Origin of the sequence: Arcobacter venerupis (genome assembly GCF_013201665.1) — a bacterium.
In the GTDB taxonomy this organism is placed as follows: Bacteria; Campylobacterota; Campylobacteria; order Campylobacterales; family Arcobacteraceae; genus Aliarcobacter; species Aliarcobacter venerupis.
This window is the reverse complement of record NZ_CP053840.1, coordinates 186,588-212,974: the sequence shown is the minus strand read 5'-3', so window position 1 is coordinate 212,974 and position 26,387 is coordinate 186,588. Positions and strand designations below refer to the sequence as shown.

The window sequence follows — 26,387 nt, the reverse complement described above, 5'->3', positions numbered from 1 at the left end:
ATCATTTTTTCTGCAACAAGCATTATTTCACCATAAATTCGCAATTCATCATTGTTTTTTTTATTTAAAATATCTATAATTAAGTCTAATCTTTTTTTAACTTCCTTGTTACTTCTTGATGATTTAAAATCATTTTTATCTATTGCATTTGTTTTATTATTTAAGTAGTCAATAATATTATCTAAACTATTTATTATTTTTTTATCTGAGTTATTAAAGAACATATACATACCTACTTAAATGTTGAATAAAGTTTAATAGCATTAGCTATCTCTTGAGTTGTTGGTTTTACTCTAACTGAGATATATCTCAATTCGCCTGATGAAGTTTTAGATGAGTATACTGTTGCATTTACCCAATAATAAGCATTTTCTTTAGTTTTATTTTTTACAATACCTTTCCAAATCTCACCCTTTTGTATAGTTTGCCATAAATCTACAAAAGCAGCTTTTGGCATATCTGGATGTCTCACTTTACTGTGAGGTTGTTCTATTAATTCATCTAAGGAGTAACCAGCAATTTTACAAAAGTCATCATTTGCAAATTTAATAATACCTTTTGCATCTGTTTCAGTAACGATAATCATTTTTTCTGGCATTTTTATTTCTTGTTCCATTATTTAAGTCCCATAAATATATTAATATGAATTTGCAATTTATTTTCTCATTAAAATATTATTTAATTAATTTTAATTATATTTTTTATTTCAGAAAGCTTTGTTTGTTAATTTTATTTCTCAGATTAACCCAATATTTCAGACAATTTAGAGTATTTAATACCTACAAAATTTAAGATAATTTATATTTGCATAAATTATTTAAAATATATTATACGTAATTATACCCACTTAAATGGCTCAAAAATGACTCTTTTCTAAAATAGTGTTAAACATGAATAATCATTCCTTTAAATGTTTATTCCAAATTTATTCTTATTGTAATATACTAAAGTCCATTAAATCCTATATAAAGGAACTTTATGAAAAAACTCATCTTATTCTTACCTCTTTGTTTAATCTATTTTTCTGGTTGTTTTCAAGAGAAAAAAGAGACAAAATTTTATGGAAATGTTGATGTTAGAGCTTTATCTTTAGCTTTTAGAGTTTCAGGAAGAGTTGATACTTTAAATTTTGATGAGGGTCAAAAATTAAAAAAAGGTGACATAATTGCCACCATTGAAAACTCTATTTTTAAAGAAAACCTAAATCAAATGGATGCTCAAATAAAACTTCAAGAGATTCAAATTCAAAAACTTGAAAAAGGTTACAGAATTGAAGAGATAGAAAAAGCTAAAGCTAAACTCGCTGAAGTAAAAATAAATCTAGATAGAACAAACAAAGATTTCAAAAGAGCTGAAGAACTTTCTAAAACAAAATCAATATCAATACAATCTTATGATGATGCAAAAGCCTTAGCTTTAGATTTACAAGCACAATATGATTATGCAAAAAGCTCTTTAGAACTTCTTCAAAATGGTTATGAAAAAGAGGATATTTCAAGTGCAAAAGCAACACTTGAATCCCTAAAAGCCCAAAGAAATATCTTACAAATAAATTATGATGATACAGTTTTATATTCACCAGTTGATGGAACAATAATCACAAAAGTATATGAACCAGGTTCAATAATAAATAGTTCTCAAACTATAGTTGAGATTGCAAAAAGTGATGATTATTGGGTAAGAAGTTATTTAAGTGAAAAATATCTAGGTCTTGTAAAAGCAGGAATGAAAGCAGTTATTACAAATGATAGTAATAAAACCTATGAAGGAGTTGTGAGTTTCATTTCACCACTTGCAGAATTCACACCAAAAACTGTGCAAACAGAAGATTTACGAACTGATTTGGTTTACCGATTTAGAATTATTGTAAAAAATGTTGATGATAATCTAAAACAAGGAATGCCAGTAACCATCACTTTCCCTGAAATTAAATAATATGTCAATACTTTCAATAAAAAATCTCTCAAAAAGTTTTGATAAACAAAAGGCCTTAAATAACATATCTTTTGAAATAAAACCAAATAAAATCACAGGAATCGTTGGGCCCGATGGTGCAGGAAAAACTACACTTTTGCGAATTCTTAGTGGCCTTTTAACCTATGAAGCAAAAGTTATTGAGATTTTAGATTTAGATTTGCAAACAAATATCCAAACAATTCAAGAACAAATAGGATATATGCCTCAAAAGTTTGGTTTATATGAAGATTTAAGTGTGGAAGAAAACTTGAGATTGTTTGCTGATTTACAATCAATTCCTTTAGATAATCTTCAAAATAGAATAGATGAATTATTACATTTTACTTCCCTTTTTAAATTCAAAGATTTTTTAGCAAAAAATCTTTCTGGTGGAATGAAACAAAAACTAGGACTTGCTAGTGCTTTGATTAAAAAACCAAAACTTCTACTTCTTGATGAACCAGGAGTTGGAGTTGACCCAATTTCCAGAAAAGAGCTTTGGAGTATGGTTGAAAATCTTACCAAAGAGAATGTAACGGTTTTATGGAGTACAGCTTATCTTGATGAAGCAGAACTTTGTGATGAAGTTTTGCTTTTAAATGAGGGAAATATTCTTTTTTTTGGTAATCCAGATATTTTAAAAGATGGTATGAAAGATAGAGTTTTTGACATAATTGGAGAGATAAAAGACAAAAGAGAAACTCTTAGCTTAGCCCTTGGATATGAGTACATAAAAGATGCTTTAATTTTAGGAAATAGTATAAAAATTATTTGTGATGAATCACTAAAGTTACCAGAACTAAAAGATATAAAAGCTTCAAATTGTGTTTATAAAAAAGCAATTCCTACTTTTGAAGATGGTTTTATGGATATTCTAAAAGCCAATTTTGATGGTGTTTCAAAACTAGCAGAACAAATAAAATTTATCGAGACCACAGAAGAAAATGTTATTGAAGTTAAAAACCTTACTAAAAAATTTGGCTCTTTTACAGCAACAGATGATATAAGTTTTAAGATTAAAAAAGGACAAATATTTGGACTTCTAGGACCAAATGGAGCTGGAAAATCTACAACTTTTAAAATGCTTTGTGGTTTACTAAAACCCTCAAGTGGAGAAGCAAGTGTTTTGGGTTATAACTTTATGAACTCCTCTTTAAAAGCTAGATGGAGAATTGGTTATATGTCTCAAAAGTTTTCACTTTATGCTGATATTAGTGTTTTTGAAAATCTAAAATTTTATGCGGGTATTTATGGACTAAAACATGAAAAAAAGAAACAAAAAATAACTGATATGTTAGATATTTTTGATTTACAAAGATTTAAAAATGTCCAAGCCAAAGATTTACCTTTAGGATATAAACAACGACTGGCGCTTGCTTGTGCTGTTATGCACGACCCTGCGGTGCTTTTTTTGGATGAACCCACAAGTGGAGTTGACCCAATCACAAGAAGAGAGTTTTGGAATCATATTTACGCGATGGTACAAAAAGGAATGACTATCATGGTTACCACTCACTTTATGCAAGAAGCAGAATATTGTGACCAAATAGCTTTGATTTACAAAGGAAAAGCAATAGCAATTGATTCACCCCACGAACTAATCCTAAAAGTCTCACCAAATGCAACCATGCAAGAGGCATTTATCGAACTTATAAAAAGAAGTGACGATGATGAAATTTAGAAGATTCAAAGCTTTATTTATAAAAGAGAGCTACCAAATCATAAGAGATCCAAGCTCAATATTAATAGCTGTAGTTTTACCTTTGATTTTACTTTTTTTGATGGGATATGCAATTTCACTTGACTCAAAAAATATTCCTGTTGGTGTGGTAGTGGAACAATCTTCAAAATACTCTATGAGTTTTTTGAATGCCTTTAGAATGTCAAATAGTTTTGATGTACAAGTAGGAAATAATCGAATGGATTTTGAAGATAAACTTCAAGAAGGAACTATTCGTGCCATAATAGTTATTCCCTCAACATTTGCCAAAGATTTAGAGACACAAAATACAAAAATTCAAGTCCTAGCAGATGGAAGTGAACCAAACATCGCAGGTTTTGTTCAAAAATACACAAATGGAGTTTGGAGTAACTGGCTTATTCAAGAGGGATTTGCTGAAAAATCAACAAGTTCATCTTTGGATATTCAAACTAGATATTGGTTTAATGCTCCACTTCTTAGCTCATATTTTTTATTACCAGGTTCAATTGCTATTATTCTAACTCTAATTGGTACTCTGTTAACAGCTTTAGTAGTTGCCCGAGAATGGGAAAGAGGAACGATGGAAGCCATCATGTCCACACCAATCACAATCACTGAGCTACTTTTAGGAAAAGTTTTGCCCTACTTTGTACTTGCTATGATTTCCATGTTTATTTGTGTTTGTATTGCTATATTTTGGTTTGAGATACCATTTAGGGGTTCTGTTTTTTTACTTGTTCTTACCTCAGCTTTGTATTTGATTCCCGCACTAGGACTTGGGCTTTTGATTTCAACACTTGCAAAAAATCAGTTTGTGGCAGCTCAAGCTGCACTATTAGTTGGATTTTTACCTGCTTTTTTGTTATCTGGTTTTATTTTTCAAATCAGCAGTATGCCAGTATGGCTTCAATATTTAACCCACATTATTCCAGCTAGATATTTTATAGAGATTTTGCAATGTATATTTCTAAGTGGTGATATTTATGAAGTTATTCTTCCAAATGTTATTGCCATGTTAGTGGTGGGAATTGTTATCTTTTCTATTATATTTAAAATCACAAGAAAAAGGTTGGACTAATGGTTTGGATTTTTCAATTATTAGCTTTGATGAAAAAAGAGTTTTTAGCCATTTGGAGTGATAAAAAATCTAGAACTATTATTATAATTCCACCCTTAATGCAACTTTTTCTTTTTTCTTTTGCAGTTACCCTTGAAGTAAAAAATATAGATATTGCAGTTTTAGATAGGGACAATAGTGTAAAAAGCCAAGAGATAATAAGAAATTTATCTTATAGCAACTCTTTTACAAATATCTATAGATTAGATAGCCAAGAACAACTAAAAGAGTATATTGATACTCAAAAAGTTTTATTGGCTATCTCTATTCCTCAAAATTTCGCTCAAAAAATAGCAAAAGATGAAGATGTAACAATACAAATCATAGGCGATGGAAGAAAATCAAATAGCGCCCAGATTGCCCAAAGTTATGTGCAATTAGCTATTTCAAAAGTAGTAAACAATCAATCAATAGCAAACACAATAATAAACCGAAATTTATACAATCCAAACCTAGATAACTTTTGGTGGATACTTCCAAATCTAATGGGAAGTTTATCAATGCTAATCGCTTTATTATTAACAGCTTTATCAGTTGCAAGGGAGAGAGAATTAGGAACTTTTGAGCAACTTTTGGTTGCACCTCTTTCTTCAACTCTTTTAATAATTGGAAAAACAATTCCCCCTCTTTTGATAAGTGCAGTTGAAGCTATTATCATATATCTAGTGGCAATAACATATTTTGAAGTTCCCTTTGTAGGCTCAATGCTCATACTTTTTTTAGGATTATTAGCTTTTTTATTTTCAATAGTTGGACTTGGACTTTTTATCTCTTCAATCTCATCAACCCAACAACAAGGAATCCTAGGAGCTTTTGTGCTTATGGTTCCATATATTTTAATGTCAGGATTTGCAACACCTGTTGAAAATATGCCCCAATGGTTAATCCCATTTACAGATATTATCTCTTTAAAATATTTTTTGATTTTATTAAAAGGTGTATTCCTAAAAGATATAAGTTTTGATATGGCTATTTCACTAATAGTTCCAATGTTGGCGTTAGGGTTTGTATCTTTGTTTTTTGCCTCGTGGATGTTTAGGAAAAAGATTCAATAGGAAAGATTCTTAGGGTTGAATCTTTATATCAAATCTAGTTCTTCGCTTATGTCTTTTATTAGTTTTGATAGTGGGCGTTTGTGTATATTTTTGTCTTTTGTACTCGAACACATTATTAGAGATTTTATATATTCCTCTCCTTTATCTTTAAAAACTTTTGTATCTTTTAAAATATTTTTTATAGAATCATCATTATATAAGTCATATCTATCTTTTAATTCTAAAACAATATCTTTATGTTTACTATATTGTAAAACTAAAGCAAAATCTTCTATATTTTTATTTGCCCTTTCCACTAATGTAGTATCTTTTGATTTATCTTTAAATTTTATTTCAAAATCTTTTTCATTATTACACAGAAGTAAAGGTTTAGTAGTTGTAAATTTTTTTATACTATTAAAATCATCTTTATATGGATGTAAATGTGTTGTTAAAGAGAACTCTTTTCTAAGTTTTAATGTTCTATTACAAACTTGGCAAGAGGGAATTAAATTATAAAAGGACATTGCAAAATAAGGATATTTTTCTTTTGCTAAAAAATGGTCAAAATCAGGTCTTGTGTATTGATGAGTTTTATTAACAATTGTATAAGTATAATTTTTATTACAATAAGGACATACATCAATATTTAAAGCTTCTGATAAATTGTATGCTCTATATTGAGTTTTCGCTTTTGTTGTAAATTTTTTATATCCAAATTTGTTTTTTTCATCTCCTACAAAAGCTTTTTTGATTAAATTTTGATTTAATCCTAAACTATTTATTTCATCTATTATTTTTTGAAAATCATCAATTTTACATTTTATAATTTCTTCTATTTTTTCATCAGTAAAATAATCTTTTTCTATATTTAATACAAAAAGATGTTTTCCTATATATTCTTTTACTCCGTTATAAAAGTTATTTATTATTGTTTCATCAATATCTATTTTAATCATTTTTTTTCTTTTTTGATTTGAGTTTTTCAATAGCTTCTTCATACTCTCTTATTTGCTTATCTATATCATCAACTTCAAATTTTTCATCATATAAAAATTGAAGTTCTTTTCTAAGCATTGGTTCGCCAATAAGATTAATTATATTTTGAGCTTCTTCTTTTGTTTTTATAAAATTTGTATCTTTTTGTTCAATAAAATTATAAACTTGATTTATTTTATCTTTCGCAAACTCACCCATAAGTCCGTCTTTCATAAAAAAACCATGGGAAAGTAAGGTGTGTATATTTGCTCCAAAAGTTTGTTTTTCATCATCAAAAGGATAAACTTGTTTTCCTTTTTCTAGAAATATTATGTTTTCTTTTGGTATGTCTGAGAGGATAAATGGTGAGTGCGTAGATATAATAATATTAATTTGCATATTAAAATACTTTACGAATTCTATCAACCAATTTAAAATTCTTTTTTGCCAATCAGGATGAAATGTATTTTCAATCTCATCTAGTAAAATATATAAAGTATCTGTTTTTTCTTTCCTTAGGTGAATAATATTTTCTATTGATAAAAGCAATTTCAATAAATTATATTCACCACTACTTATTTCATCAAAAAATCTTCCATTTTTATTAGCAAAATTAACTTTTAAATAAGATGGTAATTCTTTTAATTTTATAGCTTCTTCTTCATTTAATAATTCAATATTCATTTCATAATCAGGGTCAGAATTATTATTCATTTCTTTTATTAATAAAACAAATTTATCAATATCTACTATTAATTGAAATATTTTTTCTAATTCATTCAAATCTTTTACAGAGGAGTCATTATGCTTATTGTCGTCATATCTTATCTGTTCTTTTATATATTGAATATTTCTAATGTACTTATTTGCCATAGATTCCAAGATAGTGCAAATTTCATTATATGATTCTACAATGTTTATATTTTCAAATAGTTCTTCAATTTCTTCTTTCATAGATTCTTGATGAAGAACATCAAATGATTTTATAAAATATCTTAAATAAAGCATTGTTTCTAACTTCACAATATCTTTCTCATTATAATCATTTTTTAAAAGAGTGTGATATTTTAATTCTTCCTCTTCATATTTACCTCTAAAATATAATCCTAAAATTTCTCTATCTAAAAATAATTTTGTAGGAAGATAAAAATTTTTTATTTGTTTAGGAATTCTATCTTGGTTATAAAGTAATGTAATTAAATATGAAAGAGTTTTATCACTCTCTTTTTGTATATTAATCATATCTGCTGATTTATTTATTTCTGAGTAGAATAACAATTCCTCATTATATTCATATATATGATGATAATTTGAGTCTTTCTCTAAACTATTATTATATAAATAAAAAAAACTTCTATAATATTCGTCTTTAAACTTTTTTGAAATCTTCATCATAGGTGCATATTCTGGACTTTTGTACTCTTTATCCACTTCACTAGCTATGTTCTCATTATTTAGGTGTGTTATTTTAAAATTAAATTTACTATTAACTTTTGATATCTCATTAATCAAATGAGAATAAATATAAATTTCATCTTTTTTATCATTTAAAAAACATATCAAAGGAGCTTTTCTTTGATATTCAATTTTTGTATTAAATATTATTTTATTAATAATTTCAGCAATTAGGCTACTCTTCCCACTCCCATTCTCTCCAACAATAGCAGTAATATTTATATTATCAGGAAAAATACTTACATAATCTTTATTCTCATTAATAGTAAGTTCATTAGTTTTTTCATCATATTCACACCTAAATCTAGGCGAAAAATCAAACCCTTGTTTATGTATATTTTTATAATCCTCAACCCACAAATAAACCAATTCCATTAAAAACTCTTTTGCTATTATTTTATTACTAATCATAGTTAAAATGTTATTCAAAATTCCTTTCTAGATATATTCCTTTATTTTATTTTTAATCCCTCTTTTTTCCTCCTATTAGTTTATATACTTTTACATAAACAAAAAAGGAAAATATTATGGAAAATACAGCATTGATATTAATAGATTTACAAAATGATTATTTTGGAAGCTTTGAGGGTGCAAAGTGGCAACTATATGAAACTGAACTTGCAGCTGCAAATGCTTTGAAATTATTAAATAAATTTAGAGAAAAAAACATGAAAATAGTTCATGTAAGACATGAGTTTGATATGGAAAATGCACCATTTTTTGCTCCAAACTCACAAGGTGCAAAAATTCACAATACATTAACTCCAAAAGAAAATGAGTCACAAGTTTTAAAACATGAAGTAAATTCATTTAAAGGCACTAACTTAAAAGAGATTCTAGATGATTCTAATATTACAAATGTTATTATTGTAGGAGCTATGTCATTTATGTGTGTCGATTCAGTAACTAGAGCAGCTAGTGATTTTGGTTATAACTGCTTTGTTGCTCATGATGCTTGTACCACAAAAGATTTGGAATTTAACGGTATCAAAATTCCGGCACCTATGGCTCATGCTGCATTTATGGCGGGACTTGAATTTGCTTTTGCAAAAGTTCACACAACAAATGAGATTTTAGAATTATTATAAGGCATTAAATGGAATTAAGTGATTTATCTGTACTTTATATCATGGATAATCAAGACAAAGTTGAGAATCTTTTTTCTCTTCTTTGTAACACTGTAAATAAAGTAACTTGTACTTCAACAATACTTGAATCAAAACAACAATACATCAAACAATCCCCTTGTTTAATCATAATTGATAGTGATTTTAAAAATAGAGAAATTATTGATTTTTTAATTGAGATTAGATGTGATGATATAAAAACTGCCTTTATAGTTTTATCAAATAACAAAGATAATCAATACCTAACCGAACTACTTGAACTTTACATCACAAAATATATCATAAAACCTTTTGGTGATACTATTTTAATTGAGGCTTTAAACAAATGTATGGAAATTATAGAAAGAAGAATATACAGTAATTTCAAACTTGCAAATGGAATCTTTTTCAACTTTCAAACTCAAAGTATTATAAAAAATGATGAATCATATATCTTAAATAAAAAAGAGAGTTTATTAATAAACTTACTTATTCAAAATCAAGGAAGAATAATCACTTACGAAGAAATTGAATATCATATTTGGAATAATGAATGTACCCAAGCTGCTCTAAAATCCCTAATAAGAGATTTAAGAAAAAAGACTTTTAAAAATATTATAAAAAACTACTCAGGAATTGGATACAAACTAGAACTTAAAAATATTCATCATTAACTCTTCTAAACTTTTTATTACCACCCATTTAATAAACTTTTGATACAATCTGCACTTATTAAAAAACAAAAAATTGAACAAATTTTATAAACAAAAAGGAAATTACAATGCCATTATTAGATAGCTTTAAAGTTGACCACACTATTATGCCAGCACCAGCTGTAAGAGTTGCAAAAACTATGAAATCACCATCGGGAGATATTATCACTGTTTTTGATTTAAGATTTTGCGTACCAAATCAATCAATGATGAGTGAAAAAGGTATCCACACTTTAGAACACCTTTTTGCAGGATTCATTAGAAATCACCTAAATTCGCCAACAGTAGAAATCATTGACGTTTCACCAATGGGTTGTAGAACTGGTTTTTATATGAGTTTACTTGGAAATCCAGATGAAAAAACTGTTGGAGCTGCGTGGAGAGCTGCTATGGAAGATGTACTTGCTGTTGAAAAACAAGATGATATTCCAGAATTAAATATTTTCCAATGTGGAACTTGTGCTATGCATTCACTTGAAGAAGCAAAAGAAATAGCTCGTGATATTTTAAAATCTGATATTGGTGTTATGTCAAATGAAGAGTTATACCTTTCAGATGAAAAACTAAACTCTTTAGGAAACTAATTCAAAGTGGAACAAAAACTAAATCTTTTTAAAGAGTTATTTGCAGATTATACAAATATCGCTATTTTACATATTGATAACTCTTTAGGTCTTGTTGATTCTGCTTTAGAAGAGATAAGAAAAGAAAATGAAGGGAATATAAAATATATTCCTTTTGTTGATGAAAACAGCGCAAAACTTAGAGCAACTGCAAGGGAATATGAATACATTGTTTTAGGAAATATCTTTTCATATTGTGAAGATAAAACTAATATTTTAAAACTTATGTATAAAGCCATAGAAAACTCTGGGAATATCATCATCCTAGAAAAAATCTCAAATGACAATAGATATGAACTTTTAGATTTACTCGAAAGTGTAGGTTTTCAAGCACCAAACTGTATTGAACTTTTTGATGATACTTATATTTTCACAGCAAAAAAAATGCACCATTGGGATAATGGACTATAAGATGAAAACTAATCTTGCAAGATAACATAAACTCAATTGTTGCCACCAAAGATGGCTCAAATACTCTATTTTCTCAAAAATACAATCAACACTATCACAATCCTGATGATGGAGCTATAAACGAAGCTTTGAGCAAACATATAATCCCAACTTTCACATTTCACAAAAACAAAAAAGAGCTTTTTATTTTGGATATTTGTTTTGGTATTGGATATAACACTTTTTCAACTATTTATTATATTTTACAAAACAATCTTGATGTGAAACTCAACTTTTATTCTCCAGAACTTGATGGAAATTTAGTAAAATCTCTTGAAAATTTTGAGTTTCCAAAAGAGTTTGAGAATATTAAACATATTATAAAAGCAGTTGCACAAACTTGCAAATATGAAGATGAAAAAATCAAAATAGAAGTTTTTATTGGAAATGCAAGAGATTATATAAAAAACCTAAAACCAAATAGTTTTGACATAATCTATCAAGATGCTTTTTCAAGTGATGTGAATTTTGAGCTTTGGACAAAAGAGTATTTTGATGATATTTACAGACTTTGCAAAAATGATTGTGTTATGAGTTCATATGCAATTGCAACACCAATTAGACTTTCTATGTATGAAGCTGGATTTTTTATTTATGAAAACAGACCAGTTAAGCGGAAAATCACTTTAGCCTTTAAACAAAAACAAGATTTGATTGAAAAATATGTGGATATGGAACTAAAAAAACAAAGGAATAAAGAAGCAGTTGCTTTGCATGATAAGTAGTTTTAAAACTACTTATTATTTCGAAAGATTATCTAAAATATATTTTTCTAAATCTCTTTTTGAAATCTCTTCTTTCATTGCTTTTTCAAAAATTTCATCTATTTTTTCAGAATACTCTTCATAAGAAAAAAATGGAAAATGTAACTTCCAAGATCTGATTATTAATTCTCTTGTCATTGTATCTCTCATCTTATCCCTAAAAAAATTAAAACCAATAAAAATAGCTGCTGTTGTAAACATTGCAGCTAATATAGAAATATGTGGATTTAATATCTCCATCTCTTTATGAGTTAATAAAGAAATTGGTATCAAGATGAGTAAAACAAAAGCAATATAAACATTATAAGCATGAATAAGTTTTATTCTAAATCCTAATTTTGCTGGGTCAACTTGCATCCCATCATTGTACTGTCTATTAGCAACTAATAAATCTTTTAATAAAATTGGTTGTTTAGAAGTTGTATAAATATACTCTAATATTCTATTTTTAATGGTTTTTTCCTTAGACATGAATATTCCTAAATATGATAATACGTATTTTATCTTACTTTGTTATAATATTGAGTTAATTTATTTAAAAAAGGAGTATCTTGAAAAGAATAATATTTATTTTCATATTAAACACATTTTTACTCTCTTTTTTAAATGCTTCAAATTTACAAAAAACATCAGTTCAGTTAATGTGGTTTGACCAATTCGAGTTTGCTGGATTTTATACAGCACTTGAAAAGGGTTTTTACAAAGATTATGGGCTAGATGTTGAACTAAAGAAATATACTGATTCAACAGATGTTACAAAAGAAGTTTTAGAAAAAAAAGCTGATTTTGGAATAAACTCAAGTTCTTTACTTCTTGATATTTCTCAAAATAAAGATATTATTTTACTTGGTTCTATTTTCCAATCTTCTCCTGTAATATTACTTACTTTAAAAAAGTTTGGGATTAATCATCTTCAAGATATAAAAAATAAAACAATTATGATGACGGAAGAAGAAAAAAAATTTGCTACTTTACAATCAATGCTTATTAGTAAAGGTTTATCTCTCAATGATATAAATATAATCAATAATTCTTTTGATATAAATGACTTAATAAATAGAAAAACTGATTTAATACTTGCATTTTCAACGAATGAACCTCTTTTATTACAAGAAAGAGGTTATGAATATAATATGTTTCAGCCTAAAGATTATGGATTCGATTTTTATGAAGATATTATTTTTACAACAAATGAATTTGCTACAGAAAATCCAAAACTTGTACATAACTTTTATGAAGCAACTATTAAAGGCTTTGAATATGCTTTTAATAACATTGATGAAATTGTAAAACTAATTTATGATAAATATAATTCTCAAAATAAAAGTTTAGAAAGTTTAACTTTTGAAGCGAATGAGATGAAAAAACTTATTTTTGATAAGAATGGTAAAATTGGAACAATTACCCAAGAAAAGATGAATCTAATTATAAATACATACAAAGTAATGGGCTTACTAAAAAAAGATATTCATAGTAAAGATTTTATTTATAATAAAGATATAAATAGTGAATTCCTCTTAAATAAAAGTGAAAAAGATTATCTTTTAAAAAAGAAAGTTATTACAATGTGTGTTGATCCAAACTGGATGCCATTTGAAAAAATTGAAAAGAATAAACATATTGGAATTGCAGCTGATTATATAGAATTAATAAAACAAAAGATAAATACTCCAATAACTTTAATTCCTACAAAAACATGGACTGAATCTTTAGAATTAGGACAAAAAAAAGTTTGTGATATATTTTCACTTGTAAGAACAACACCTCAAAGAGAAAAATATCTAAACTTCTCAGTACCATATATTAGTGCTCCTTTAGTTATTGCCACTAATATGAATGCTGCTTTTATTGATAATATTTCACAAATAAAAGATAAAAAACTGGCAATAGTTAGTAACTACGCTGTTGGAGATATATTAAAAGTTAAATATCCTAATATTGATTTTATAGATGTTGAAAATGTACAAGAAGGGTTAAACCTTGTTCAAAGAGGTAAAGTTTTTGGCTTTATAGGAACTCTCCCAACGGTGGGCTACAATATACAAAATTATTATACAGGTCAATTAAAAATATCAGGAAAACTTGATGAAGTCTGGAATTTAGGAATTGGGTCAAGAAATGATGAACCAATTTTAAACGATATATTTAATAAAGCTATTACTGATATTTCCATAACTGAAAAACAAGAAATTTTAAATAAATGGATTTCAGTTAATTATCAAAAAGAGTTTAACTATTATTATTTATACACCATATTAACTATTTTAGCAATTATTATTTTTATTGGTATTTTATTTTATAGACACTATTTATTAAAAAAATTAAATATAAAGTTAAATAAAAGAATTAAAGAAGAAATAAAAAAGAATGAAGAAAAAAACAGAATTTTAATACAACAATCAAGAATGGCTTCAATGGGAGAAATGCTTGAAAATATTGCTCACCAATGGAGACAACCCTTATCAACAATTAGTGTTGCCGCATCTGGAATGGAGATAAAAAAAGAGTTTAGTACTTTAAGTGATGAAGAATTTTATGAAGCAATTAATCATATAAAAAAATCAACATTATATTTATCAAATACTATTGATGATTTTAGAAGTTTTTTTAGCAAAGAGAAAAATCTAAAAAATACGGATATAAATATTGCTATTGAAAAAGCTTTGGAATTAATGGGAAGTACTTTTATAAAAAATAGAATTCAATTAATAAAGAATATTCAAAATATCACTATATTATCCCTTGAAAATGAACTAATTCAAGTTTTAATGAATATTTTTGTAAATGCAAAAGATGCACTAAGGCACACAATTGGAAATGATAAATACATCATTATTGATATTTATAGAAAAGAAGAAAACTTAATTATTCAAATAAAAGATAGTGGTGGTGGAATAAAAGATGATATTATTGATAAGATATTTGAACCATATTTTACAACTAAACATAAATTTAGAGGTACGGGAATTGGTCTGTATATGAGTAAACTTTTAGTTGAAAAGCATTTAAAAGGAACACTAAGCGCTAAAAATGTAGAGTTTACCTTTATGGATTCAATCCATAAAGGTGCTTTATTTGAGATAGTTTTACCTATTTCATAGCCATATTTAAAATTTGTGCAACTTTTTCTAAAGTTACAGTTCCATTTTCACCAATATTTGTCATTCCATGTTTTTTAAGTGCTGATGTAATATTTTCTACAACTTTATCATCAATATCATATTCATTTAAATTTGTAGTAACACCAATACTTTGATACATATATTCTAACGCTTCAAGAACTATCTCTTTATTGTGAAGAACTCCAAAAACTTCTCTTCCCATTAACTCAAATTTCTCTTTTTTCTCTTCCATCATAACTCTAATTAGTTGTGGTTGAACAACTGCTAAACTTCTTGCATGATCAAGTCCATAAAATGCTGTTAATTCATGTCCAATCATATGAGTTGCCCAATCTTGTGAAACTCCTGAACCTATGAAGCCATTTAAAGCTTGATTTGCCAATAACATTAAGTTTTCTTGCCATACTAGCTCTTTTCTATTTTTCCAATCAACTGCAAGTGTTTTTAAACCTTTTAAAATAGTTAGCGCATAACCATCATGTAAAAGCGAAGTATTTGGATATGTTAAGAATTGCTCACATGTATGAACAAAAGCATCAACTAAACCATTTGCTAGTTGTCTATCATCTAATGTACTCATAACACTTGGGTCTAAAACTGCAAATTTTGGATAAACCAATGGTGAGCCAAAATATCTTTTTTCATTTGTTGAAACCCTTGAAATTACAGCAGTTGTATTTGACTCACTTCCTGTTGCGGGAAGAGTTAAAATAGCACCTAAAGGAAGAGCTTTCTCAACTTGTTTTGAACCATCTAAAAAATCCCAACCATCACCATCATAAAGTGCAGCGGCAACTAAATATTTGCTTCCATCAATAACAGAACCCCCACCAACAGCTAAAACAAAATCAATCTTTTCATCTTTTATAATTTTTACGGCTTTGTTTAAAGTTTCATAAGATGGATTTGGTTCAATTCCACTAAACTCTAACCAAGTGTAACCATCAAGTGCTATTTTTACTTGATCATAAACTCCATTTTTTTTAATACTTCCACCACCATAAACAACTAACACTTTTAGTTTTTTATCAATGTAATTAACAATTGATTTTATTTTGCCTGTTCCAAACTCTATTGCAGTTGGATTAAAATATGTATAATTCATGGGATGCCTTTATAATAATTTTGAAGCTTTATTATAGGATAATTAACATTTCTAAAGGATTACAATGATTAAAATTTGGTTATTTATTTATTTCTCTGTCTTTGTTTGGTCACTTGTTAATCCAAAAGATTTATTCACTTGGTTTTTAGAAGTCTTACCTGCAATCATTGCTTTGATTGTTTTAGTTTTTACTTATAATAAATTCAGACTCACACCTTTAGTTTATTCACTTATTTTAATTCATTGTATTATTTTGATGGTTGGTGGTCACTATACTTATGCACAAGTTCCACTTTTTGATTTTATAAAAGAGTTTTTTCATCTAGACAGAAATAACTACGATAAGTTGGGACATTTTGCCCAAGGTTTTGTTCCAGCGATGGTGGCAAGAGAGATTATCATAAGAAAAAATATCATTTCTGGTGAAGCTTGGAGAAATTTCTTCATAGTTTGTTTTTGTTTAGCATTTTCTGCATTTTATGAACTTGTAGAGTGGTGGGTTGCTATTTCCTCAGGTGAAGGAGCAAATGATTTTTTAGGAACTCAAGGTTATATTTGGGATACTCAAAGTGATATGTTTTGGGCTTTAATTGGCTCTATTTTGGCTCTTTTAATCTTGCGAAAATATCATTCTAAACAATTACTTAACATAAAAAAGATATAAATGCGAAAAAATAAAAGGAATTATTATGACTTGTTGTGAAAACAAATTAGAATCAGTTTTAAATGAAGATATAGGAAAATTGATTTTAAGATTTTCAATTGCTGGACTTATGTTATTTCATGGTTTTGCTAAATTAGTACATGGAATAGATGGAATAAAATTTTTAGTTACAGATGCAGGACTTCCTGAATTCATCGCTTATGGTGTTTATATTAGTGAAATCGTTTTCCCTATTTTAATCATTTTAGGTCTATTTACTAGAATATCATCATTATTTTTTGCATTAAATATGGTTTTTGCAATATATCTAGCTCATAGTAGTGAAATTTTCACTATTGGAAAAACAGGTGGTTTAACTATTGAATTAGCACTAATTTACCTATTAGGTGCAGTTTCAATTATGTTTATCGGAGCAGGAAAACATAGTTTTGATGCTAAGTGTAAAAAATGCGAGATTAAAAACTAATTTAGAAAAAATTTTAGGGGGAATTATTCCCCTTTCTTTAAAGTATATACTGAATTTACAATCAATGTTCCAATAATCAAACTTCCACCAATAAAAGTATTTGCACTTGGTATTTCATTTAAAAATAACCAAACCCAAATAGGTGCCATTATAGTCTCTATTAACATTAAAAGACTCACTTCGCTAGCACTTATATATTTTGCTCCATGTCCTATTAAAACTCGCGAAATTGGTGTTATTAATAATCCCATTATCACAATAATAAGTAAAGTATTTGAGTCAATCTGCAAATCATCAGTAAAGAAAAAAGCAATAACACTTAAAGAAATACCACTAAAAGCAGTTAAAACCACCCTATTCATATCTTTATAACGTGATAAAAAAACAAATGAAATTGAAAAGAAAATAGTACATAGCAATGCAAAAATATTTCCTTTTATACTTCCCACTTCCAACTTATCACTAAAAATTATATAAAGTCCTACAAACATAAAAAACGAAGCAAAATATATATTTCTGCTCACTTTTTCTTTATATAACAAATACGCAAATAAAGCAGAAAAAAGAGCAGCTGTACTAAATATAATTACTACATTTGCTACTGTTGTAGTTTTGATTGCCGTAATAAAAAATATATTTGAACTACCCATCATAATTGAACATATAATCAAAAATGGTAGCGAAGTTTTAAAAGCTTTTTTTATATGTTCTTTATCTTTAAAAATAAATGTAAACATCGTTGATGAAAACATAAAAATCCCGATATAAAACGAAAATAAAAATGGAGATATTGTTGTAAATTTAATAAAAAGTGACTCCAGACTCATTATTAAAATACCTAAAGAGGTAAGAGCTAAACCTTTAGCATTATTTGTCAAATCGTAATTCCTAATAATATGTAAATTTTGGCGAATTATATACAACTACATATTAGTTTTTGCTTCCTCATATTATTATAAATTTTATCTCATTTTATAGCTATAAAGTTGTATAGAAAAGAAAGTAAGAGTTTAAAACTCTTACTTTTAAATATTATAGTAGTTTGCTTCTTTGTGAGTAACCACAATAGCGCATGTTGTTTGTTCTGGGTGCATTTGGAAAGTTTCAGATAATTCTATTCCAAACTCTTCAGGGTTTAATAAATCAAAAATATCTCTGTTCATTGCTAAATCTGGACAAGCTGCATATCCTGGAGAATATCGGCAACCTACATATTGTTTCATTTGAACATCATTTAAAGTGTGTCCCTCTTTTGGCACGATATCTAAATCAAGTCTAATTTGTTTATGTAAAACCTCAGCTAAAGCTTCAGCAAGTTCAACTCCAAGTCCATGAACTTGATAGTATTTTGTAAACTCACCTTTGTCGTATAAACTTCTTTCATAATCAGAGATTTTAAGTCCAGCACTTGCAAGTGTAAAGGCTACAACATCCAGTCTATCATTTGCAAAAAAGTCAGGAATACATCTAAAAGGTTTTCTTTTTTGTCTTGGGAATTCCAATACTTTTATAGCTTCACTTAAAGGTGGTACATTTTTTGACTCTTCAAGGGTATTAAACAGATATTTTTTATCAAAAATATAAAGTTTATTATCATGGGAAATACAAGGATAATAAGCATAAATAGCAATAGGTTCAAAAATATTTTTATCTAATAATTCAGCTTTTAAAGCTTGATATGTTGGTTCAACTACTTCTTCTTCATATTTTAAAAATGCTGTTGAGTCTTGTTTTCCTCTTTTATATCCCCATCTTTGTCTAAATAAAACCCTATGATTTATCCATTTAAAAATTAACTCTTTATCTAGTTTTGCACCAGTTTTTGCAACTCTATCCCAAATTGGAGGAAAAGTAAAAGTTCCTTTTTCAGGAAGTGGTATCTCTTCATAAGGAGGAATAACAACAGCTTCTTCTTCCACTCTATTACTTGTATCAACTATTTTTATTAAATCAGCAGCAAGGGCAGTATTATTTTCATCACCCTTTTCAATTCTTTGCATAGAAACAACACCATCAAAAGCATCTCTACAATAAAAAATTGGTCCATCATAAAATGGTCGGCAATACTCATCAATAAAGTTTTTAGTTAAGGCAGCACCTCCTAGAAGTACAGGAACTTTGATTCCTAATCTTTGAAGCTCTTCTAAGTTTTCTTTCATAACAGCTGTTGATTTAACAAGTAATCCACTCATACCAATTGCATGGGCATTATGCTCTTGCAATTTGTCAATAAATGTATCAAGACCTGCTTTGATACCTACATTTACAACTTTGAATCCATTGTTTGATAAAATAATATCTACTAGATTTTTACCAACATCATGAACATCACCTCTTACCGTTCCTAAAATTAGTGTAGTTTCACTATCTTTTTCTTCTTTTGGTAAATATGGGTTTAAAGCATCAACAGTTGCTTTCATAGTTTCAGCACTTTGAAGAACAAATGGTAACTGCATTTGTCCACTTCCAAATAATTCACCGATGATTTTCATTCCATCAATTAGCCACTCATTTACTATTGTTTCAGGTTTTATTGTATGTCTTAACTCCTCAACTAAAGGAAGAAGTCTATCTTTATCACCATCAAGTAATAGTTTTTGCACCTTTTCAAGTGGTGGCATATTTTGATACTCTTCATCTGTTTGTTCTTCTTGAGCTTCTACATTTGAGAAGTGTTCAATAAAAGCAAATAAAGGGTCACCATTTTCATGGTTGTTGAATATCAAATTATCACAAGCAGCTCTATCTTCATCACTTATTTTATTTAGGGGTAAAATATGTTTTACATTTACAATAGCAGATGTTAACCCAGCTCTTACGCAATGGTCTAAATAAATAGAGTTCAGATAAATTCTAGCTTTTATATCAAGTCCAAAAGAGATATTTGAAAGCCCTAATGTAGTTCCCACTTCTGGATGTAAAATCTGAAACTCACGAATTGCTTCCATTGTTTCCATTCCAGCAGTTCTATACTCATCATCACCAGAACCTATAGTAAATGTAAGCATATCAAATACTAAATCAGCAGGGTCAAATCCATGTCTATTTACACATAAATCAAAGATTCTCTCACCTATTCTGATTTTATCTTCTTTTGTTTTTGCCATTCCAACTTCATCAATAACCAAACAAACAAGTGCAGCTCCAAATTTTTTAGCTAATTTACAAACCGCATCAAATTTCTCTTCACCATCTTCTAAATTCACAGAGTTGATAATAGCACGTCCGCCTATTTGTTTTAATGCAGCTTCAAGGGCATAAATTTGAGTTGAATCTGGCATTAAAGGAAGGGCAACTTTTTGTGAATAAAGTGCAGTTACCTCATCCATATCTTTTCTCTCATCACGTCCAGCAAATCCAACAGAAACATCAATTACGTGAGCACCAGCCCTTACTTGTTGTTGTCCAACACTTAACGTTCCCTCATAATCATTAGCTTTTAATAACTCTCTAAAAGCTTTTGAACCAGTTGCATTTGAACGCTCACCAATAAGTAGAGGTGCTGGCTCTTGTTTTAGAGGAACTGTTCCAAAAAGTGAAGCTAATGATGCTTTTAAAAATCCGCAAGATTTTAAAGGAATTATTCCTTGCGTTGCTTTAGATAAAGTTTCGATATGTTCAGGTGTTGTTCCACAACAACCACCTAAAAATGAAACTCCGTTTATTTTTAAAAACTCCATTTGTAAAGATGTAAATTCATCTGGTTGCATTGGATAATAAGTTTTTCCACCTCTGTTTTGAGGTAAACCTGCATTTGCATGAACTGAAATTGGGAATCTACAAACTTCACTTAAAGTTTTTACATGTTTATGAACTTGTTTAGGTCCAGTTCCACAGTTAAATCCTAAAGATAAAATATTAAATGGACTTAAAATTGCAGCTATTGTCATAGCATCAGTTCCAATAAGCATAGTTCCTGAAAGTTCAATAGTAACTGACACCATAATTGGAATATGCGGTGCTGCATCATTTAAGGCATGAAGTGCAGCTTTTATTTGAAGTGGGTCTTGGCAAGTTTCAAGTAAAAAAATATCACATCCACCATCAACCAAACCATTTGCCATGATTTTATAACCCTCGTACATTTCATCATATTTGATGTGTCCAAGTGATGGTAATTTTGTTCCAGGGCCAATAGAAGCTACGACAAATCTTGGTTTTTCAGGTGTACTATATTTTTCACAAGATTTTTTTACTAGCTGCGCTCCAAGTCGTGATAATTCATATGACATATGTCCAATTTTATATTCATCTAAAACCCAAGGCATTGAACCAAAAGTATTTGTACATATTAAATCAGCGCCTGATTTGGCATAATCATCATGAATAGTTTCTAAAACATGTGGTGCAGTTAAATTTAAAAGTTCATTACAACCCTCTAAATCTTGTTCTTCAAATAGCCATTCTTCTTGTTTTATATCTGCTAGTTGAAGCTGTGTTCCCATAGCTCCATCTATTATCAAAACTTTTTGTTTAATTAAATTTTTTATTGTTTCTAACATTCTTTTCTCTGTCTTATTTATTATAATTATTTTTGATATTTATTATTAGATAGTGTACTTAATTAGTAGTTAAAAAGCTGTTAAATAAATTTTTAATTCTTTTGAATAACAACTCTAATTACACAAGCTTCGCCTTGATGGCCAATTCCTTCATCTAAAGTTACAATCTCTTCACTTAACTCTTTTTTACAAAATAAGAAATGATTTTCAAAATCCTCTATTGTATATAAAAGCTCTAAATCTTTTGGACCACCGCTATTATATGTTAACTGTTTTGTTGAAAAAAACTCACCTATAAAGTAACCATTTGAGTATAAAGAGTTCTCAATCTTTTCAAACAAATTTTTTCTTTCATCTTTAAACATATGTAAATATGAAGCTACGATTACATCGTAATTTTCATCTGCTTTCCAATGATTTAAGTCCATACAAAAAGTTTTTATCTCTAAATTCTCTTCTTTACTTTTTAAATCAAGTTTTGCTAAACCTACATCAGAAGCATCAATTGCACTAACTTCAAAACCATTTTTTGCAAAAAAAAGTGCATTCCTACCTTCACCTTCACCTAAGCATAAAAGCTTTTTTTTATTTTTTATTAACTCAATTTTTGAAGCTAAAAATTCATTTGGTTTTGTTCCATAAAAATAATCAGCTTTTGAGAATTTTCCATTCCAAAATATTTGTTGGCTCATATTTAACCTTGTTAATTTTTTTTATTATATCTTTTAGAAAGTTAAACGCAACTAAGTTGCGTTTAACTTTTATTTTATTAATATAACAAAAATGCAACTTCGTTGCAGTAATAAAAGGACTATAAAATGAAATTTATAATTGCAATATTTTTACTGTTAAATATTGTTTATGCACAAACAAATGTAGTTGTAAGTATCTTACCTCAACAAACATTTGTAGAAAAAATTGGTGGAGATAAAGTTAAAGTAAGCGCAATGGTAAAACCAGGAAGTGACCCACACACTTATGAGCCAAAACCCTCGCAAATGAAAGATATTTCAAATGCAAATATCTATTTCCCAATAGGTTTAGAGTTTGAAAAGACATGGCTTGATAAATTTGCAACTCAAAATAAAAACATGAAATTTGTCGAAATGACAAAAGGCATAGAATTACTTGAAATGGCAAAACATAACCATCATCATGAGGAAGAACAAAATAAAAGTGAAGAACTTCCTTTTGAGTGGGCTGGAGTTTTTGATTTAAAAAAAGGTACATATAACTGGAGCTTTTCAAAAACACAGGGAAATTATGCCGAAACAACAATGAAAATGTTTATCATAAAAGCTGATAATAATAGTGCTAATTTAATAGAATCTTATACAAAAACAGCAAAAGATATATTTGAAAAAGATAAAACTTCAACTGCAAATAATAATGATTCACTTGAAACAACTAACTCTTTTTATGAACTAAATTTTGATGATAAAAAAGATATATCAACTTTCAAAATTGAAGTTAAAGAAGATGGAAAATACATCTTTTTTACGCAACATCAACCAACAGAGTTTGAGGGAGAAGAACATTTCTTTAAAGATTTAGCTTCAAATGATGTGGAAGCAATTGAAAGTTTTCCAAAAGAAGATGAACATCATCATGGAAAAGATCCACATACTTGGACAAGTCCTGATAATGTAAAAATTATGGCAAAAAATATTTATGATGCTTTAGTTGAAGTTGATTCTATCAACAAAGATTATTACAAAACTAACTATGACAAGTTTATTGAAGAGATAAATCAAACTGATAAAAAAATAAAAACTATTTTAAGTGATTTACCAAAAGATTCTAAATTCATGGTGTTTCATCCATCTTGGGGATATTTTGCAAAAGAGTATGGTTTAGTTCAATTACCAATTGAAGTTGAGGGTAAAGAGCCAAAACCTAAAATGCTTCAAAAAATTATTGAAGAAGCAAAAGAACAAAACGTAAAAGCTATTTTCACTCAAAGTGAATTTTCAGATAAAAGCGCAAAAACTATAGCAAACGAGTTAAAAATAAAAGTTATAAAAGAGACTCCATTAGCAAAAGATTGGTCTGAAAACTTGATAAAAATGGCAAATGCCATTGCTAACCACAATTAGTTCTATCTTATATTGATAAAAAAGGAGTAAAAGTCTAAGCACTTTTACTCCTTTTTATTTTTTTAGTTAATCCATTCAAAAGTATTACAAAATTTTCAACAAAATTATAATCTTCTCTTACTTTGCATAAAAATAATTTAAATTAATGTAAATTTCCAATAGTTTAAGTTAGAATCATGCAAAATTATAAAACCCCCATAAAACCTACTGTAGTTAAAATTATAATACATATTAATAAGGTAAAGTAATGATAAATAAAATAAAAAATCCTACAACAGAATATACCCTATTAGAAACTGTAGCAAATGATAAATGGGATAAATTTGTTAATGAGTCATCAAATGGTACAATTTTTTCTATTTCTACATATTTAAAAGGATGTGATGTAAAATATAAACTTTTTTATTGTTATAAAAAAGATGAACTTAGAGCAGCAGTAGCTACTATAGAAAATAAAAATGAAAACTCTTTGGTTTTAGATGATTTTATTATTTATAATGGAATTATGTATAACAAACCAACAAATAAACAAAATCATTCTCAACAATTTTCTGAACAATTTAAAATACAAGAATTTATCTTAAAAGAACTTACTAATATTTACAAGAATATAGAACTTCGTTTACATCCAAGTATTGTAGATATACGAGGAATTTTATGGATAAACTTTGGAACTAAATTTCCTAAATATACTCCTGACATAAGATATACTTCATATCTAGATATATCAGATTTTAGAACAGCAAACAAACTTGAAGATATTAGTATTTATAAAAAAGCTTCAACATCAAGAAGACAACAAATTAGATATGCAATAAAAAAAGAGTATCAAGTAAAAACTATTTCAGATATTTCTTTACTTGTAGAGTTTTATAGAAAAACAATGAATAGGCAAAATATTGAAGTTGAAAATCAAATGTTAAATACTATGAAAAATCTAGTATCAGCTCTACTTGATAATAATATGGGGAAAATTTATGCTAGTTATGATGAATTTAATGAGATTGGAAGTATAGTATTTTTTGCATGGGATACGAAAAGAGCATACTATATTTTTGGAGCGAATGATCCAGCAAAGAGAGATGGACATAGTGGAACAAATGTACTTTGGGAAACTTTTTATGATTTAAGTAAAAAAGGCATTAACGAAGTAGATTTAGAAGGTATTAATTCACCTAAAAGAGGTTGGTTTAAACTTAGTTTTGGTGGAGATATATTGCCATATTATGAAGTAAAGTACAGGAGTTAATAGATGAAGAATATTGGACAAGAAATGTACAATTGGGCAGTAGATTTGTTCCCTATTAACAGAAGTTTATCTGGGAATGGAGTAAGAGAAACATTGCATTATATTAAAAATATAATCCCTGAACTAAATATACTTGAAGTTCCTAGTGGAACAAAATGTTTTGATTGGACAATCCCAAAAGAGTGGAATTGTGATGATGGGTATATTATTGACCCAGATGGAAATAAAATTTGTGATTTTAAGATTAATAACTTACATATTGTTGGATATTCTACACCTATTGATAAAGATATTGAATTTGAGGAACTTATAGAACATTTATATTATATAGAGGAAGAACCTTCTGCAATACCTTATATCACATCATACTATACAGAAAGATGGGGATTTTGTTTAACTTTTAATGAATTCAAGAAACTAAAGAGAGGAAGGTATAAAGTTAGAATTAATAGCGAATTAAAAAATGGAAATTTAACTTATGGAGAAATTAAATTAAAAGGAAAGAGCGAAAAAGAAATTTTTTTATCTACTTATGTATGTCATCCATCAATGGCAAACAATGAATTATCTGGCCCAGTAGTAACAACGGCATTAGTTAATTTTATCAAATTAATCGCAAATAGGAAATACTCATATAGAATAGTATTTATTCCTGAAACTATAGGTTCAATTATGTATATTAGTAAAAATCTTGATGCTATGAAAAAATATATAATTGCGGGCTTTAATATTACTACTATTGGTGATAATAAAAGCTATTCTTATATTCCAACAAGATATGGGAATACATTAGCTGATAAAGTATCTAAACATATTTTACAAAATACGGACTATATTGAATATAGTTTTTTAGATAGAGGTAGTGATGAAAGACAATATTGTTCTCCAGGAGTAGATTTGCCAATAGCTACAATATGTAGAACTAAATATCATGAGTATCCAGAATATCATACTTCATTAGATGATTTAAGTTTTATCTCTCCAGAGGGCTTATATGGTGGATATGATAAAATTAAAAAAGCAATAGAGTTGATTGAATGTAATCAATATTATAAAATAAATGTTTTATGTGAACCTCAATTAGGGAAAAGAGGTTTATATCCAACTATTTCAACAAAAGCTTCTAATGATGTTGTTAAAAAGATGATGGATTTTTTAGCTTATGCAGATGGTAATAATGACTTAATTGACATTGCAAATATTATTGGTGTTCAAGCAGAGGAACTTTTTGGAATAATAGAAGAAATGAAAAAAGCAAATTTAATAGATGTTGCATAACTATAAT

General features: G+C 27.9%; 23 protein-coding genes. 15 read left to right on the top strand and 8 right to left on the bottom strand.

Features of this window, described 5'->3' with window-relative positions; translation table 11 throughout:
• Positions 1-232: 232 nt before the first annotated feature.
• Positions 233-616, bottom strand: coding sequence for a PAS domain-containing protein (locus tag AVENP_RS01080; protein ID WP_128358367.1), 384 nt, complete (start codon positions 614-616; stop codon positions 233-235).
• Between the two features lie 362 nt (positions 617-978).
• On the opposite strand from AVENP_RS01080, the gene AVENP_RS01075 reads away from it, so the two are divergent.
• Genes AVENP_RS01075 through AVENP_RS01060 form a run of 4 tightly spaced genes read left to right on the top strand, consistent with a single transcriptional unit; the run spans position 979 to position 5,830 of the window.
• Positions 979-1,935, top strand: a complete 957-nt coding sequence (locus tag AVENP_RS01075; RefSeq protein WP_128358366.1) for an HlyD family secretion protein — start codon at positions 979-981, stop codon at positions 1,933-1,935.
• A gap of 1 nt (position 1,936) precedes the next feature.
• Entirely contained in the window at positions 1,937-3,637 is a 1,701-nt protein-coding gene (locus tag AVENP_RS01070; protein ID WP_128358365.1) for an ATP-binding cassette domain-containing protein, read from the top strand.
• A complete protein-coding gene (locus AVENP_RS01065; protein WP_228201851.1) occupies positions 3,624-4,736 on the top strand; it encodes an ABC transporter permease in 1,113 nt (370 codons plus the stop codon). The genes AVENP_RS01070 and AVENP_RS01065 overlap by 14 nt, the downstream gene beginning before the upstream one ends.
• The gene (locus tag AVENP_RS01060; RefSeq protein ID WP_128358364.1) at positions 4,736-5,830 is read left to right on the top strand and encodes an ABC transporter permease; all 1,095 of its coding nucleotides are present in this window, start codon (positions 4,736-4,738) and stop codon (positions 5,828-5,830) included. Before AVENP_RS01065 ends, AVENP_RS01060 begins: the two co-directional genes overlap by 1 nt.
• 23 nt (positions 5,831-5,853) lie before the next feature.
• On the opposite strand, the gene AVENP_RS01055 is transcribed toward AVENP_RS01060, so the two are convergent.
• Together AVENP_RS01055 and AVENP_RS01050 are read right to left on the bottom strand one after the other, a co-directional pair.
• Positions 5,854-6,768: a hypothetical protein gene (locus AVENP_RS01055; protein ID WP_128358363.1), complete on the bottom strand. Its 915-nt coding sequence runs from the start codon at positions 6,766-6,768 to the stop codon at positions 5,854-5,856.
• Positions 6,761-8,671, bottom strand: coding sequence for an AAA family ATPase (locus AVENP_RS01050; RefSeq protein WP_128358362.1), 1,911 nt, complete (start codon positions 8,669-8,671; stop codon positions 6,761-6,763). Before AVENP_RS01050 ends, AVENP_RS01055 begins: the two co-directional genes overlap by 8 nt.
• 98 nt (positions 8,672-8,769) lie before the next feature.
• Between AVENP_RS01050 and AVENP_RS01045 the strand changes: the two genes are divergently transcribed.
• The 5 genes from AVENP_RS01045 to AVENP_RS01025 all read left to right on the top strand — a co-directional run bounded on the left by AVENP_RS01045 (position 8,770) and on the right by AVENP_RS01025 (position 11,859).
• On the top strand, positions 8,770-9,330 hold the full coding sequence (locus AVENP_RS01045; protein ID WP_128358361.1) for a cysteine hydrolase family protein: 561 nt from the start codon (positions 8,770-8,772) through the stop codon (positions 9,328-9,330).
• 8 nt (positions 9,331-9,338) lie between these two features.
• Complete coding sequence (locus tag AVENP_RS01040; RefSeq protein WP_128358360.1) at positions 9,339-10,022, top strand: response regulator transcription factor; 684 nt, start codon at positions 9,339-9,341, stop codon at positions 10,020-10,022.
• A 107-nt stretch (positions 10,023-10,129) separates the two neighbouring features.
• Positions 10,130-10,645, top strand: coding sequence for an S-ribosylhomocysteine lyase (luxS, locus tag AVENP_RS01035; protein WP_128358359.1), 516 nt, complete (start codon positions 10,130-10,132; stop codon positions 10,643-10,645).
• Positions 10,646-10,651: 6 nt separating this feature from the next.
• Complete coding sequence (locus AVENP_RS01030; protein WP_128358358.1) at positions 10,652-11,095, top strand: hypothetical protein; 444 nt, start codon at positions 10,652-10,654, stop codon at positions 11,093-11,095.
• 14 nt (positions 11,096-11,109) lie between these two features.
• Positions 11,110-11,859 (top strand): tRNA (5-methylaminomethyl-2-thiouridine)(34)-methyltransferase MnmD, encoded by a 750-nt coding sequence (locus AVENP_RS01025; RefSeq protein WP_128358357.1) that lies wholly within the window; start codon positions 11,110-11,112, stop codon positions 11,857-11,859.
• 15 nt (positions 11,860-11,874) lie between these two features.
• Here AVENP_RS01025 and AVENP_RS01020 read toward each other — a convergent pair whose 3' ends face one another.
• Complete coding sequence (locus AVENP_RS01020) at positions 11,875-12,369, bottom strand: hypothetical protein (protein WP_128358356.1); 495 nt, start codon at positions 12,367-12,369, stop codon at positions 11,875-11,877.
• Positions 12,370-12,449: 80 nt separating this feature from the next.
• On the opposite strand from AVENP_RS01020, the gene AVENP_RS01015 reads away from it, so the two are divergent.
• Positions 12,450-14,999: an ABC transporter substrate-binding protein gene (locus tag AVENP_RS01015; RefSeq protein WP_128358355.1), complete on the top strand. Its 2,550-nt coding sequence runs from the start codon at positions 12,450-12,452 to the stop codon at positions 14,997-14,999.
• Here the strand turns inward: AVENP_RS01015 and AVENP_RS01010 are convergent.
• Positions 14,989-16,125 (bottom strand): iron-containing alcohol dehydrogenase, encoded by a 1,137-nt coding sequence (locus tag AVENP_RS01010; protein ID WP_128358354.1) that lies wholly within the window; start codon positions 16,123-16,125, stop codon positions 14,989-14,991. The two genes, AVENP_RS01015 and AVENP_RS01010, sit on opposite strands and share 11 nt — an antisense overlap.
• A gap of 64 nt (positions 16,126-16,189) precedes the next feature.
• On the opposite strand from AVENP_RS01010, the gene AVENP_RS01005 reads away from it, so the two are divergent.
• Entirely contained in the window at positions 16,190-16,789 is a 600-nt protein-coding gene (locus tag AVENP_RS01005) for a DUF2238 domain-containing protein (RefSeq protein ID WP_128358353.1), read from the top strand.
• Between the two features lie 25 nt (positions 16,790-16,814).
• Complete coding sequence (locus AVENP_RS01000) at positions 16,815-17,255, top strand: DoxX family protein (protein ID WP_128358352.1); 441 nt, start codon at positions 16,815-16,817, stop codon at positions 17,253-17,255.
• 23 nt (positions 17,256-17,278) lie between these two features.
• Here the strand turns inward: AVENP_RS01000 and AVENP_RS00995 are convergent, their stop codons facing one another.
• The 3 genes from AVENP_RS00995 to AVENP_RS00985 all read right to left on the bottom strand — a co-directional run bounded on the left by AVENP_RS00995 (position 17,279) and on the right by AVENP_RS00985 (position 22,449).
• Entirely contained in the window at positions 17,279-18,133 is an 855-nt protein-coding gene (locus tag AVENP_RS00995; protein WP_128358351.1) for a DMT family transporter, read from the bottom strand.
• A 147-nt stretch (positions 18,134-18,280) separates the two neighbouring features.
• Positions 18,281-21,757: a methionine synthase gene (gene metH, locus AVENP_RS00990; RefSeq protein WP_128358350.1), complete on the bottom strand. Its 3,477-nt coding sequence runs from the start codon at positions 21,755-21,757 to the stop codon at positions 18,281-18,283.
• A 92-nt stretch (positions 21,758-21,849) separates the two neighbouring features.
• Positions 21,850-22,449: a methyltransferase domain-containing protein gene (locus AVENP_RS00985; protein WP_128358349.1), complete on the bottom strand. Its 600-nt coding sequence runs from the start codon at positions 22,447-22,449 to the stop codon at positions 21,850-21,852.
• Between the two features lie 126 nt (positions 22,450-22,575).
• Between AVENP_RS00985 and AVENP_RS00980 the strand changes: the two genes are divergently transcribed.
• From AVENP_RS00980 to AVENP_RS00970, 3 genes are all read left to right on the top strand, one after another.
• A complete protein-coding gene (locus AVENP_RS00980) occupies positions 22,576-23,853 on the top strand; it encodes a metal ABC transporter solute-binding protein, Zn/Mn family (RefSeq protein WP_128358348.1) in 1,278 nt (425 codons plus the stop codon).
• Between the two features lie 247 nt (positions 23,854-24,100).
• Positions 24,101-25,102 carry a GNAT family N-acetyltransferase gene (locus AVENP_RS00975; RefSeq protein WP_128358347.1) on the top strand — a complete coding sequence of 334 codons (1,002 nt, stop codon included), beginning with the start codon at positions 24,101-24,103 and terminating at the stop codon, positions 25,100-25,102.
• Positions 25,103-25,105: 3 nt separating this feature from the next.
• The gene (locus tag AVENP_RS00970) at positions 25,106-26,380 is read left to right on the top strand and encodes a DUF4910 domain-containing protein (RefSeq protein ID WP_204514121.1); all 1,275 of its coding nucleotides are present in this window, start codon (positions 25,106-25,108) and stop codon (positions 26,378-26,380) included.
• The last annotated feature ends 7 nt before the right edge of the window (positions 26,381-26,387 follow it).